15 protein-coding genes and 1 other RNA gene are annotated in these 13,476 nt (G+C 53.6%); 8 read left to right on the top strand and 8 right to left on the bottom strand.

Translation table 11 applies throughout. The features are described from left to right. The first annotated feature begins 1 nt into the window (after position 1). Genes ACR64Q_RS02145 through ACR64Q_RS02125 form a run of 5 tightly spaced genes read left to right on the top strand, consistent with a single transcriptional unit; the run spans position 2 to position 2,897 of the window. The gene (locus tag ACR64Q_RS02145; RefSeq protein ID WP_020483289.1) at positions 2-202 is read left to right on the top strand and encodes a 4Fe-4S binding protein; all 201 of its coding nucleotides are present in this window, start codon (positions 2-4) and stop codon (positions 200-202) included. Positions 203-206: 4 nt separating this feature from the next. Further along, positions 207-899: a nitrogen fixation protein NifX gene (nifX, locus tag ACR64Q_RS02140; RefSeq protein ID WP_313733431.1), complete on the top strand. Its 693-nt coding sequence runs from the start codon at positions 207-209 to the stop codon at positions 897-899. A gap of 2 nt (positions 900-901) precedes the next feature. After that, positions 902-1,168 carry a DUF6129 family protein gene (locus tag ACR64Q_RS02135; RefSeq protein WP_026603355.1) on the top strand — a complete coding sequence of 89 codons (267 nt, stop codon included), beginning with the start codon at positions 902-904 and terminating at the stop codon, positions 1,166-1,168. 9 nt (positions 1,169-1,177) lie between these two features. Beyond that, on the top strand, positions 1,178-1,942 hold the full coding sequence (locus ACR64Q_RS02130; RefSeq protein WP_026603354.1) for a 4Fe4S-binding leucine-rich repeat protein: 765 nt from the start codon (positions 1,178-1,180) through the stop codon (positions 1,940-1,942). Then, on the top strand, positions 1,935-2,897 hold the full coding sequence (locus ACR64Q_RS02125) for a hypothetical protein (protein ID WP_020483293.1): 963 nt from the start codon (positions 1,935-1,937) through the stop codon (positions 2,895-2,897). Before ACR64Q_RS02130 ends, ACR64Q_RS02125 begins: the two co-directional genes overlap by 8 nt. Before the next feature lie 502 nt (positions 2,898-3,399). Here ACR64Q_RS02125 and ACR64Q_RS02120 read toward each other — a convergent pair. From ACR64Q_RS02120 to ACR64Q_RS02090, 7 genes are all read right to left on the bottom strand, one after another. Continuing rightward, the gene (locus ACR64Q_RS02120; protein ID WP_313733430.1) at positions 3,400-3,828 is read right to left on the bottom strand and encodes a hypothetical protein; all 429 of its coding nucleotides are present in this window, start codon (positions 3,826-3,828) and stop codon (positions 3,400-3,402) included. A gap of 539 nt (positions 3,829-4,367) precedes the next feature. Further along, complete coding sequence (locus ACR64Q_RS02115) at positions 4,368-5,897, bottom strand: hypothetical protein (protein ID WP_313733429.1); 1,530 nt, start codon at positions 5,895-5,897, stop codon at positions 4,368-4,370. Positions 5,898-6,063: 166 nt separating this feature from the next. After that, on the bottom strand, positions 6,064-6,900 hold the full coding sequence (locus tag ACR64Q_RS02110) for an HDOD domain-containing protein (RefSeq protein WP_313733428.1): 837 nt from the start codon (positions 6,898-6,900) through the stop codon (positions 6,064-6,066). Between the two features lie 16 nt (positions 6,901-6,916). After that, on the bottom strand, positions 6,917-8,815 hold the full coding sequence (locus tag ACR64Q_RS02105) for a GspE/PulE family protein (protein ID WP_313733427.1): 1,899 nt from the start codon (positions 8,813-8,815) through the stop codon (positions 6,917-6,919). A gap of 226 nt (positions 8,816-9,041) precedes the next feature. After that, positions 9,042-9,221: non-coding RNA, 6S RNA (gene ssrS / locus ACR64Q_RS02100), on the bottom strand. Positions 9,222-9,243: 22 nt separating this feature from the next. Then, positions 9,244-9,543 (bottom strand): cell division protein ZapA, encoded by a 300-nt coding sequence (locus tag ACR64Q_RS02095; RefSeq protein WP_020483300.1) that lies wholly within the window; start codon positions 9,541-9,543, stop codon positions 9,244-9,246. Continuing rightward, positions 9,540-9,767 carry a TIGR02449 family protein gene (locus ACR64Q_RS02090; RefSeq protein WP_026146988.1) on the bottom strand — a complete coding sequence of 76 codons (228 nt, stop codon included), beginning with the start codon at positions 9,765-9,767 and terminating at the stop codon, positions 9,540-9,542. The genes ACR64Q_RS02095 and ACR64Q_RS02090 overlap by 4 nt, the downstream gene beginning before the upstream one ends. Before the next feature lie 102 nt (positions 9,768-9,869). On the opposite strand from ACR64Q_RS02090, the gene ACR64Q_RS02085 reads away from it, so the two are divergent. The 3 genes from ACR64Q_RS02085 to ubiH are packed head-to-tail and all read left to right on the top strand — an operon-like array spanning position 9,870 to position 12,938. Next, a complete protein-coding gene (locus ACR64Q_RS02085; RefSeq protein ID WP_020483302.1) occupies positions 9,870-10,397 on the top strand; it encodes a UPF0149 family protein in 528 nt (175 codons plus the stop codon). A 15-nt stretch (positions 10,398-10,412) separates the two neighbouring features. Continuing rightward, on the top strand, positions 10,413-11,720 hold the full coding sequence (gene pepP / locus ACR64Q_RS02080) for a Xaa-Pro aminopeptidase (RefSeq protein ID WP_313733426.1): 1,308 nt from the start codon (positions 10,413-10,415) through the stop codon (positions 11,718-11,720). A 3-nt stretch (positions 11,721-11,723) separates the two neighbouring features. Beyond that, complete coding sequence (gene ubiH / locus ACR64Q_RS02075; RefSeq protein WP_313733425.1) at positions 11,724-12,938, top strand: 2-octaprenyl-6-methoxyphenyl hydroxylase; 1,215 nt, start codon at positions 11,724-11,726, stop codon at positions 12,936-12,938. Between the two features lie 21 nt (positions 12,939-12,959). On the opposite strand, the gene ACR64Q_RS02070 is transcribed toward ubiH, so the two are convergent. Then, on the bottom strand, positions 12,960-13,166 hold the full coding sequence (locus tag ACR64Q_RS02070) for a hypothetical protein (RefSeq protein WP_313733424.1): 207 nt from the start codon (positions 13,164-13,166) through the stop codon (positions 12,960-12,962). Positions 13,167-13,476: the final 310 nt, after the last annotated feature.

The following is a 13,476-nucleotide window of genomic DNA, read 5'->3' as shown; positions in this document are numbered from 1 at the left end:
TATGTCTCTGTATATTGTTGCCGAAGAATGCATCTCCTGCGGCGATTGCCTGCCGGTATGCCCTACCGACTCCATCAAGGAAGGGGCGATTGTTTTTGAAATCAACAAAAAAACCTGCACCGAGTGCAATGGCGATTACGACGAACCGCAATGCGTCAAGGTTTGCCCGATCGACAACTGCATTCTGCCTTTAGTGGCGTGACGCCATGAGCCAGTCTACCTTAACCCGGGAACTGGCACTGCGCATCGGGCTTGCGGCTCGCGCCCTGCCCGATACCCCACCCAAGCTGTTTATCTCCGTGCTACGTGCCTGTACCGGCACGGTTTTAAACGACAAAAGCCTGGCCGAACTCGGCAAAGCACAGTTCCAACAAGCCTTGAACAATTTCGGCATCGTGGCCGACACCGACAGCATCCGCGAATCGTTGCACATCCTGCAAAACGTCGAGGCGCAAGCGCCAAAAGCCGAGACCTCTCAGGCAATTGAATCGGCCAGCTCGATCCGAATTGCCATCGGCAGCGACGATCCGCAGTTAATCAGCGGTCATTTTGGCTCGTGCCGGCAGTTTTTGGTTTATCAGATTGCCGCGGACGACGCCCGTCTCATCGATGTGCGCAGCATCGATAGCGACGCGCAAAGACAGCATGACGACAAAAATGTGTATCGCGCGGAACTGATCGCCGATTGCAGAGTGTTGTATATTGCTTCTATCGGCGGCCCGGCGGCAGCAAAACTTATCAAATACGGCATTCATCCGGTCAAAGCCGATCAGGGCGAAGCCATCAATCAAATTATCAAGCAGCTGCAAATCGTTTTAGCACATGCTCCGCCACCGTGGCTGGCTAAATCGATGGGCATCCAGCCCGTGCAACGCGTTTGTTTCGAACAGGAATCCTAGCAATGATTAGTCCAGAGCAACTGCAAACCATAGCCGAGAAAATTAACGGCCAAGCCTTGAACGAAACCGTGGTGAGCGGACTACGTGGCGAATACCCCGGCGTGCATTTCACCTATTGCATGGACGACGACCTGCCCAACAATGAACCGTTATTAGAAGGCGCAGGCTTCAATCTATACTTGGTCGATGGCCGCGAACATTGCTTACGCATTACCGATAATTACGAAAATGCCTCGGGCATTGTGATCGCCGAAGTTATCCCCGAATAAGGCGATAATATGGCGGAACAAGACAGCCCTGTTACCCTGCCCGTTGCCGATTGCAGCCTCTGCCCGTTCCGGGGAAAAACCCTGCTGATGGGGCGCTGTATGCCCGGCGATACCTGCGTCTTCATTAATAGCGGCCGGCAAATCGACCGCTTCTTTCGGGTTAATCCGGCCTATGCCGCGCATTATCTGCAAGATCCTTTCTGGGAACGCCGCGCCATCGCCGTGCGTTACGCCCCGCTAAAAGCCTTGTCGGCGCTGATCACCGACGAAGACGAAGTGGTACGCCGCGCCGTGGCTTTTCGGCTGCCGGCCCAGCAATTAAGCGCCTTGATCGACGACCCGGACCGCGAAGTACGCATGACGGTAGCGGACCGCATCGACCTCGAACAATTGGAATTGCTGGCTGACGATCCCGACTATATCGTGCGCTTAATGGTAGCCAAACGCTTGGCGCCAGGCCGCTTGTTCCGTTTCATCAAAGACGAAGACTTACAAGTACGCAAACGCGTAGCCGAAAGGCTGCCGGAAGTCAGCTTGGGGCTGATGGCCAATGACCGCTCGCCGGACGTGCGCCGCATCGTCGCGGAACGCATGGCCCCGGAAGACGCCACCATGCTGTTAAACGACAGCGATTGGGTCGTGCGCTACACCGCGGCCTTAAAGGTCGATCCCGCGCATTTAGCCGGACTAGCCGACGATCCGGAACCGGATGTCCGCGAACTCGTGCAGCAACGCTTAAATTCAAACTCCACACCTGAAGCCGATCATGACTGAATCACGACTCAATCTTGCCGGACAAGACATTACCGATTGCTGTAAAAAAATCATCCCCGGTCAAACCGACGATTTACTACTCAGCAAACTACAGGCGCTGATACCCGACCACCCCATCCGCCTAGCTTTAACTGGCGACGAATGGTACCGGCTGGGCGGCGTGGTAGACATGGATGGCAAGCGCATCGCCAACGATTTAATCGAATGGGTGGAACGTACCTATCTGGAATGCGGGCAAAACCTGCAAACCCTGATCGATTACACGCTGGAACAAAAACTGATCGCCACCAAACAGACCGGTAAGACCCTGTACTTTGTAGTGCAGACCGGCACTAAAGCCGAAGATTTCACGCTGATCGAAATTGATAAAACCCACGAGGTTTCGGACCGGATGCTGGTAGACGAAAACAATCCGCCCGACGACCTGGAAGAATTCATCGACCCGCTGCAACCCTTTTGTATCGAGAGCTTCGGCTTCGGTCATTCGCGGTATACCTACCGGCGCAAAACCGATGTCAAACTGTTCATGGAAGTCATTAACGAGCGCCATCCCGGCGAACACCCGGTACAACGCTTCATGGAAGACTGGAACCGCAGTAGCGCCGGCCAGAAACACAGCATGTCCGAAGACTGGATTATCCGCCCCTACCGGCACACCGGCCGCTTTGGCGAACAAATCGTCAACGTCGAGATCGTCAACACCCATAAAAACAACCTGCCGCATTTGGAAGATTTTGCCGGCAAAAAAGGCAGTGCGTTAAGCAATGTGTTAAGTCGGTTTGACCGTCAGGCCGGCTATCCGTTTGCCTGGTTTTTTTACATGGTCAAGGGTAAGTTGGTTTCTACCTATAGCGCTGAGTCGGTTTATAAGGATATTTCCGGGGATTTTGCGTATTTGCCGGAGCGGGATGAGGCGGTGTTGAGGGATTGGATTTCTACGCCGTATAACGTTTGATTTTTTTGTGTCGCTAATGTGACGGTTATTTTGTATGTCGGGTCTCGACCCGACAGCGGCGTAGGGTGGGCACGGCTTTTTGTGCCCACGCGCTGATATTTTTTGTGTCGCTAACGCGACGACTAGTTTAGAAGTCGGGTCTCGGCCCGACAGCCGAGATACTTTCTTTTGCTTGGCCAAAAGAAAGTATCCAAAGAAAAAGCCACCCGAATGCCGCTTGTTTCCTGCGCTCCTCGCTTTTGAACGGGGTCGCCGAAAGGGGCGTCCTGCCCCTTCGGCAACGTGCGGCATCCATGCCGCACCCCTGCGGGCTGATCCGTACAAAAGCTCCGGTGCTCGGCGCGGCATACGGGAGAAAAACCATTCCTATTTCAAAGTCAACAATCTTTTTAATCTAACTGTCGCCAAATCAAAAATGTAAGCGAGGGGATATGACAAGCTAGGTCGCACCGACCAAAATACGCCTAAAAACTCATCGCAACATTCGTCCAATTTGGTAATGCTAATGGGACGACTCTTTGTAATCTTTCATGTTTTCAATCCATCTAATAAAGCGAGGCCCCTCACTTGGAAGTGACTGATTATATTTCAGCAAATTGCTGAGGCCGCGAGCAATAACTTGAATTGCTTCATTTAGTAAATCAAACGTCTCATACTCTGGCTCTTTCGAAGGCGTCCAGTGCTTGAGCCAATTTCGTGCCTTATTTAGGTGTTGTTGCGAAACAACTTCTCGTCCGAGATCATGTGACTCAGTAATGGTTTGAACAAGTCTTTCATGCGCAGATATATCCCCTAATGCTTTGCCAAGAATTTCCTCCGCAGCACCTGCTAGAGTGATAGCAGGAATCGGTACTCCGTAATCAATTAGAAGGCGAATAGCCCAATCAAGTTGGTGTGAGGCAGCTTCAATTTTACTAACAATGTGTGTCATAAGCTTTAGCGTAAAGCTAAATAATCATTTAGGTCGGTAGGTCCGATTAGCTTAGCGTAATCGGACGCATGTTGACCAAACTTTAGCGCCCGAGCTATCTCGATAATGGCCCAAACGATGCCTAGAATATTCCTCGTTCCTCCGAATACGCTTTGCTATACGGAGCTACTCCACTAAATCCAAAAGAATCACCAAAAGCCTTTCAAGCCCGCGATGGGGTTTCTCCCGTATGCCGCTCCGAGCACCGGAGCTTTTATCGAGAATAGCCCGAAGGGGTGCGGCAGGGATGCCGCACGTCGGCGGAGGGGCTGGGAAGCCCCTTCTGCCGACCCTCGATAAAAGCTCCGGCGCGCAGGAAACAAGCGGCATCCGGGCCGCCTTTTCTTTGGATACTTTCTTTTGGCGGAGCAAAAGAAAGTATCGCGGTTGTCGGTCCGCGAACCGACATATAAAACACCCGTCGCGTTAGCGACACATAATCTCCACCACCGTGTGGACACAAAACCCCGTCCCTACCCTACAAACCAACAAAACCAACATCAATCACTTGCCGTCTTAAACCGAGCCGCCGCCCCCAGCAATCCGGACACAAAAAACGCCGTCCCCACCAAAGTAAACCGCAAATTCAATTTCTCAATCGCCAAATCGTCCGTCGCATACAGCATGAAAATCACCGCAATCCCGCCCCAGGCCAGAAAACCCAACACGGCGGACAGAATGGTTTTGCTCAAGGCTTCGGATTCGCTGGCCGGCGCGTCCATCCGGTAGGCGACGAAACCGCAAATCAGCGCCGGCATAATCCCCCAGCGGGCATGGTCGAGGAAACTGTCCAGGAAATTAAAATCATCCCGGCGATAAAAGGTTAACTCCAGGATGAACGTCGAGATGGTGGTACTGACCAGGAAGCAGACGAACATTATCGCCATGTAGAAGCCGTAATTCTGTTCGGCGGGTTCCTGTTGGTGCCGGAATGCGACACTGCGCAAAGCGAAAACCAGCGTGATCGGCACCACGTAAATCGCGATCGAATACGCTATCCAGCGCAAGGTGGTATAGCTAAAGTGCGGCAACGGTTTATCCGGAAACAAAAATACATTGTGCAGAGCCACCGACACTTCGCGCCCCAAAATCACGCCAAATGCTGTCGCTGCGGCGAATATCAGTAAGTATTTATAGGTGTGCTTCAAGCGAGCTTCGTGCACATTGCCGCCGAGCTTTCTGACCGTCTCCCACATGTCGTTTTCGCTGGGGCTGCCGAATACCACCGCCGCCGCCAGCAATCGGCACAGCAGACTGGTCAGTCGGTCCAAGTCCTTCAGCAAGTTGACGGTCTTGGTGTAATGCGGTTCGGCTTCTTTCCAAATATTCACTTTTTCCGACATTGCATTATAGGAAATGCAGATTTCGCCCCATTTCAGCGAAGGCTCGCTGAATAAGCGTCGGTACGAAGATTGGTCGGCGTAATGCTGAATCTGGTCGAACAGCAGGCTGTTATGGGCCCATTTGTATTCGACCGTCGCGCCGGATTTATCGAAATCGCCGGCGTCGATGCTTTGCACCAACAGGCGATCGGCGATTTGGGCTTTGATTTTATCGTCAACCGCCGACAGCCTGGATTTGATCAGCGCGTTATACACTTCGACCGCTTTAGTCGGAATGGCAAAAGCGTCGTGAATACTGTCCCGTAAAATCAGCAAGGGGTTAAACGGGCTTTCCCAGGCGACAAAAAACAGCATGATGCCGGCAGCAATCAACGGCAACAGTTTATTGCCATCCAAACCGAAGAGCAGATTCACCAGCTCGCCAGCGCGTAGATGGCTAACAATCAAGGTTACCAGCGGCTCCAAAGGCAGCCACTGCCAGGTCAGCAAATAGAACAAAGCGGCCATTAACGCGCAGTAAAGGGCAACTCCGCTCCAGTAAGTGCCGCGCCGGATAAAGTACTGCGGCAAAGTGGGTTCCGCTCCGAGCTGGATCCGGCGCTTTTGAAACGAGCGGTAAGCCAAAAACCCGGCGGCCAGAGTGCCGAGCAACAGAATCAGAAAATTGATCAGAAATTCGATGGTCATTGTTCCAACGTGATTGTGCAAAGTTTGGGAAAGCGGCCATGCCGGCTGACGGCCATTCTAAAGCAAAGCCTCGAGTTTTAGCGACGGCAATTGGTCGACCCGGTAATTGGTAAGCGGTACCAGCAGGGTTGCCCCGCATCACAGGTGTATGACCGGGGTTGGCGCGTCAGACAGACAAGGCCAGCGAATCTTCCAGCGCAATTTCCAATTCGGCCAGCATAATCTCCGATAGGCCGAGCCGACTGGCTTCCTCGCTGCTGGAGATCACCAGATCGGGCTGCGGCCGCGGCGCAATACCCAGCTTGTAGGCCACCATGTCGGCTACTCGCACCAACAATTCCACCGTGCCGGTATGTTCGGTGGCCGGCTGATGATGGTTGGCGGCAACCGTACGATAGGTTTCCGGTAAATTCCATTCTTGCAGCAACCATGCACCTTTGCTCTCGTGCTGGCGGATTATCAGTTCTCGTTGCAAATTGGCGGGTAAATTTAGATTGGGGTCCTTGGCCGCCAGATCTTCGAGGCAGCGCAGCAACAACAGTTCGCCAATATCGTGAAACAGGCCGGCCATAAAGGCTTCTTCCGCTATCGTGTGGAACGACAAACGCTTGGCCAGCCATTCGGCGCCCAAGGCTACCGCGACGCTATGCTGCCAAAGTTTGACCATGTATTGCTGAGTTGCGGCATCTTTTGCCGCAAACAAGCCTTTCTGCATGACTAAGGTGGCAATCTGGACGATGCGCGGCAAACCCAAGCGGACGAGAGCGTCCTTGACCGTGTTGATCGATCCCAAGCCTGCATAGAATGACGAGTTGGCAACGCGCAAAATCTGGCTGGCCAAACTGGCGTCCATCGCCAATTGTTTAGCAATCGCGTCCAGTGATCTATTTTCGTCTTGCAAGGCCAAACGCAGCTCGGTTACTGCCCGCGGAAACACCGGCAAGGCGCTGGCTCCCGAGGTAATGGCCTCGTCTATCAATTCGGAAAGCGTTTTTTCACTCATAGGATTGTTTTATTCGTCATCGACTGCCCAACAAGCGGCGCAGCTCGTAAAGAGGGCGGGGTTTTCCAAAACGGGGCAGATTGCGGATCACTTCCTGTAGCGAAGTAGCGCCGGCGGCTGCCTTTACCAAACCATCCTCGACCAGGGTAACCAAGCCCGCCGTCTCCAGGCTAACCCGACGGATTTCGTAGGAGGTTTTACGCTGCAATATCGCATCTTTGACCAATTCGTTCATCGACAATAGTTCGAACACGCATACCCGGCCGGAGTATCCGGTAAAACGGCACTTTTCGCAGCCCTTGCCCAACACAAATTGGGCGCCGGCAATGTCATCCGGCGTCACATTCAGCCGACGCAGCAAAGCCGGATCGGGCTTGAACGGTTCGGAACAATGCCGGCACACCCGGCGCAACAGGCGCTGGGCAACTACCGAAACCACGGTCGAAGAAATCAGAAAGGCCTCGATTTCCATGTTCAGCAGCCGCAGCAGGCCGCCGATGCTGTCCTCGGTGTGAAATGTGGTCAACACTTTGTGGCCGGTCAGGGCCGCCTGGATCGCGGTGTCCGCAGAAAACTTATCGCGAATTTCGCCGAGCACGATGATGTCCGGGTCCTGACGCACGATGTGGCGCAGGGTTTCTTCGTAAGTCAGATTGATCTTCGGATTGATCGAACATTGCGCGACGCCGTCGATCACGTATTCGACTGGGTCTTCGGCGGTAACGATGCTGACTTCCGGGGCATTCAGATAATCCACTGCGCTATACAGCGTCGTGGTTTTACCCGAACCTGTCGGTCCGGTGATAATAATAACGCCGGTCGGCACGTCCAGCGAATCTTGAATAAAGCGTTCCAGCATCAAAGGCGCCATGCCCACTTCGTGAATGTCCAGCAATTCTGTTTTGCGGTTTAATAGCCGCAACACGATTTTTTCGCCGTTGATGGTACTGAAAAACGAAGCGCGCATGTCGATCACGCGGTTGCTGCTGGCCTGTTCATACATGACCCGACCGTCTTGATGCCGGCGCTTTTCGGCAATATCGGCGCCGGCCATTACTTTGATCCGGCTAATCAAAGCCTGGGCGATTTCGAGCGGAAAATCCCGGTAGTGCACCATTACGCCATCGATCCGATGCCGAACCCGGACCTTATGCTCCAGCGGTTCGATATGGATGTCGCTGGCTCCCTGGCGTATCGCGTCTTCAAAGATCCGGTTGGCAACCGCGACGGCCGACTGCTCGCCCACTGCTGCTTTTTCGGTGCCGGTGTTGCGCTCGTAATTGAGGAGAAAACGCATGATCTGCGAATAACGCCCCACCGCAGGAATGATCTCGGCACCCAAGACGTGCCGGGCCATTTCGATGGCGTTTTGATCCAGCGGATCACCAAAAGCCACCAATACGCCGTCCACTTGTTTTTCGATAGGCAAAAAACAATGCTTGTTGGCGGACCTCAACATCGGCTTGGTCATCAGCGTCTGATCGATGACGGCAGTACTTAAATCGATAACCGAAAATCCCATCAGGTCCGCCAAAACCTCGAGCATTTTCATTTCTGATATCAGATTGCGTTCCACCAGAATTTCGCCCAGGCGTTTGCGCCCTGCTTTCTGCCGTTGCTCGGCCAGCGCCAGTTCCAAGTCGGTGTTGGTGATGTACCCGAACTCCACCAAGAACAGGCCTAATTTGACTTTGACCGGATTGTTACGAAACAACTCGACCAGCTGGTTGTGAGTGACATAACCCAGATCGCAAAGCACCAACAAAATCGGCTTTGGCGACTCCAGTTTGCTTTGCACCCGCAAGGCGTATTTCAGTTTTTCCGCATCAATCAGGCCCTGACCAACCAATAGGCCCAAGAAGTTTTCTGTGAAGCTTTTACCGGAATCGCCAGTGTTCGTGTCGCTTATGTTCATTACCGCGTAATCGTTGTTGTCCAGCGGAGCGAAAAGGTAAGGGGCATGTTATCAAGAGATACTGGGGACGGATCATAGTCAATACAGCGCTAGCTATCCGAATTTTAAGCCGCGATTATAGTCGCCGTGCCTTATACCACCCTGCGAGCGAGCTACCAGCAGACTAACAACAAACACGTGGGGGGATATCGAAAGAGCACGGGAAATCGAGACAAGAAAAATCAAGAGATCTCCCGCCTGCGCCGTCTGATACTTTCGTCCTTGAACCGAAGGTTCAAGTGGAAACCAAATCCAGTCAATCAGGCTTCCTGAATAAACAGGCATGCGCACCATGAATGGCAAAAAGTTTCCGGGGTAAAAACAGGTTCAGGAAACACCCAGTACTGCTCGAACGCCGCAGGAGATTGGACTTATAGTCTACCGGGGATTTACGGGTTTTCCAAAACGTTTTCTATTTTGTTGCGCAAATCCGCCAAACGCGCACATATGTCGATGCCGCCACCGCTTTCGGTTTTATTGGATGCCACCAAGTCGTGGGCCAAGTTCAAGGCGGCCAGTACCGCGATGCGGTCCGTACTGCTGACCTTGCCGGTGTCGCGAATTTTACGCATTTGCCTATCCAGCTCACGCGCCGAGCTAATCAACGTCTCTTTTTCGTCGGCGGCACAGGCGATTTTATATTCCTTATCCAGGATATTCAGCGAAACAGGCTGGACGGCTTTACTCACGAATCGTGCTCCATGGCTTTCAAACGGGCAATCATCGCTTCCACTCGGGTTTTAGCCAATGTAGTTTTTTCCAGCAATTTGGCTTTTTCTTTAACCAAGGCATCCTGCTTAACTTTCAAGGACTTGTTCTCGCTTTTGACTTGATTGAACTGGGCAATGAGCGTATCCAGTTTCGCTTCCAATGCTTCGAGTTCGGTTGACGGATCTTTTTCTGTTTCAGACATAGCAAGAGTATGGGCCGATATGACGTTATAATCATCGTAGATGGCTAAGAATGTTAGCATAAGCCATGTTATTAAACAGCTTTAATAGGAAACACAGCCCAGATGACCTACCGTTCGGTTGAAGCAATTTTAGAGCAACAAGACGCCGATATCGGCGCTGCCGAGGCGCATGGCATCGCCACGGGCATGCTCTGCGTCGAAATCCGCGCCGACGCGGAAAACTGGCTACGCGAACTGATTGACGACGAGCAACAATTGATTGACGAAGACAAAGCGCTACTGCATGGCGTATTCGAAAAAACCCGCGTATTGCTGGAAAATCAGAATGAGGATTTTGCCTTCGACTTGCTGATGCCAGAAGACGACGATCCGCTGGACGAACAAGTGGAAGCGCTGCGCTGTTGGTGCCAGGGCTTTTTGTTTGGCGTGGGTTACGCACAAACCGGCGCCGACTGGCCGGGCGATACCGCCGAAGTGATGCGTGACATGATAGAGCTCACCAAAATCGACACCGATGTCGGCGACGAGGACGACGAAAATGCCTTGGTAGAACTGCGCGAATATGTGCGCGCCGCCGTGTTTACCGTCCGCGATCAATTTGCCGAACTCGGCCATTCGCAAACGCATTAATCAGGTAGATCGACCATGAAACAAAGCGAATTCAAAAAACGCCGCGCGAGCCTGATGAAGCAAATCGGCAAAGGCAATATCGCCATCATTGCCAGCGCGCCGCAGCGCACCCGCAATCGCGACGTGCACTACCCGTTCCGCCAAGACAGCGACTTTTATTACTTAACCGGCTTTAACGAAGCCGAATCCATGGCCGTATTCATCCCTGGTCGCGAACAAGGCGAATACATTCTGTTCTGCCGCGAGTTCGACGAGAAAAAAGCGCAGTGGGAAGGCGCCCACGCCGGCCTGGAAGGTGCTACCAAACACTACGAAGCCGACGATTCCTTCCCGATCGACGATCTGGACGACATCCTGCCCGGCATGCTGGAAAACAAAAGCAAGGTGTTCTACCCGATGGGCAAGGACAGTGATTTGGACCACAAACTGCTGGAGTGGATCAACCACATCCGCAAGCAGTCGCGTACCGGCGTCACCGCGCCGGGCGAATTGGTGTCGTTGGAGCACATCGTCCACGAAATGCGCTTGTTCAAAAGCACGGAAGAACTGAAATTGATGCGCAGAGCCGGCGAAGTATCGGCCAAGGCGCATATTCGCGCCATGCAAGCCTGCAAACCCGGCTTGTACGAGTATCAAATCGAAGCCGAGCTGATCCACGAATTTATTCAGGACGGCCTGCGCGCGGTGGCTTATCCGTCCATCGTCGCCGGCGGCAAAAACGCCTGCACGCTGCATTACGTGGAAAACAAGGACAAACTCAACAAAGGCGATTTGCTGCTGATCGACGCCGGCGTGGAATGCGACCATTACGCCGCCGACATCACCCGCACCTTCCCCGTGTCCGGCAAATTTAGTGAGCCGCAAAGGTTGTTGTACCAATTGGTGCTGGACGCTCAGGCCGCCGCATTGGCCGAGATCAAACCCGGCAATCCCTGGAACAAAGCCCACGACGCCTCAGTAGAAACCCTCACCAAAGGCCTGATCGAACTGGGCTTGTTAAAAGGCAAACCCAAAAAACTGATCAAGGACGAAAAATACAAACAGTTTTACATGCACCGCATCGGCCACTGGCTGGGCATGGACGTACATGACGTCGGCGATTACAAGATTAAGGACGAATGGCGCTTGCTGGAACCCGGCATGGTGTTAACCGTGGAACCCGGCCTGTACGTGCCGGCCGACTGCGAAACAGTGGACAAACAATGGCGCGGTATCGGCATTCGCATCGAAGACGATGTCTTGGTGACTAAAGACGGCCACGAAATTCTCACTCATGGCGTGCCCAAAACCGTTGCCGACATCGAAGCCATTATGGCGGGCTAAGCAATGCAAACCGATTTCGACCTGATCATCGTTGGTGCCGGCCTAGCCGGTAACTGTCTGGCCCTGGCGCTGAAAAACAGCGGCTTAAAGATAGCCCTGGTCGAAGCCAATAGCCGCGAGCAACTACGCCATTCGCCAGCCGGCGACCGCGCGCTGGCGTTGGCGGCCGGTACCGTGGAACTACTCAACGACTTGGGCGCTTGGCGCGGCGTGGCCGATAAAGCCACTGCCATCAAACATATTCACGTCTCGGATCGCGGCCATTTTGGGAAAACCCGGCTAGCCGCTGAAGATCAGGGCGTGGAAGCCTTGGGTTATGTGATCGTCGCCCGCGACATCGAACAGCACATGGCCGACCTGGTCGAGAAAACCGACACGGTTTGCTTGTATCAAACCCGAGTCGCCGGCTTGATGTCTGGCCGCGACGCGGTCAATGTCAGCTTGAAACAGCACGACGGCAGTTCCTTAAACGTCAGCGCGCAGTTGCTGATCGGTGCGGACGGCGGCAATTCCACGGTCCGCAAGCTGCTGGAAATTCCGCAGCAAGTCACCGAATACGGCCAGACCGCGCTGGTCACCACCGTGCAATCGGCGCTGCCGCATCGCAACATCGCCTTCGAACGTTTCACCGAATTCGGTCCGTTGGCTTTGCTGCCGGTGGCCGGCAAACAATCGGCCGTGGTATGGACGCGCACGCACGAGCAAGCCGAAACCCTGATTAACGTCAGCGACCGGGAATTTCTTGCCGAGTTGCAAAACTGCTTCGGCTACCGCTTGGGCGAACTAAAACTGGCCGCACCGCGCCGGGCGTTTCCGTTAAGCCTGATCCGCGCCGAGAGCATGGTCTCCGGCCGCACCGTCATTATCGGCAACGCCGTACATCAATTGCATCCAGTCGCCGGCCAAGGTTTTAACCTGGGGATACGCGATGTGGCCTTACTCGCGGAAATGTTGATCGATCAACAAGAGCAGCATGGCGATTTGGGCGATGCCCGCCTGCTGAAAAACTACAGCCGGCAACGCCAACAAGACCACGGTAAAACCATCGGTTTTACCAACAGCGTGGTGAAGCTGTTCTCCAACGACAACCTACCGCTGGCCGCCGTCCGCAACGCCGGACTGACTTTGCTGGACCACTTGCCGTTTGCCAAACAATTGCTGACGCGGCACGCGATGGGTTTGGCGGGGCGGCAGCCTAAGATCGGCGAACGCAAATAAATCCAACTCGCGCAGCCTCACTCAAAGAAACTTAGCCAAATCGCCGCCATCAGACTGGCTAAAGTCAAAGCAGCGCAGATCACTCGGGCAACGGGCCATGGACGTGCCGCCGTCCATACCAACAGCGTCCAATATGCCGCGGCCGGCAGCAAAAAGCTCAGCAAAATCATCATTAACGACCGCTCCGGCGCACAAGCTTCGTTGCAGATTAATGTCCACTGCTTCCACAAGCCGACGCCCAAAGCGACTGCGAGAATGACGCCTGCCAGGTGCAATAGCCATCTGAAACTGATTTAAACCTCCCGGAACAAAATGTCGCGCTTGATGCCAACGTGGAGCGCGGCTCTCGAATTTCGTGCGAATCGTAGCCTTAGGTCACGTTGCCGCGGAAGCGGTTATGTGACATTTCAATACTCGCTTTTGGATATGACAGGAAATGCTAACGCGCACCCTGATCTACCGGACTATTTTCTTATATCAAGCATACCCATCAGCGCTGTGATCACCGGACTTGCCCAACAACCGGTTCAGATTGTGA

This window comes from Methylomonas sp. 2F7, assembly GCF_057126975.1.
Note: the sequence above shows the minus strand (reverse complement) of the source record. Positions and strands in the feature narration are given on the sequence as shown.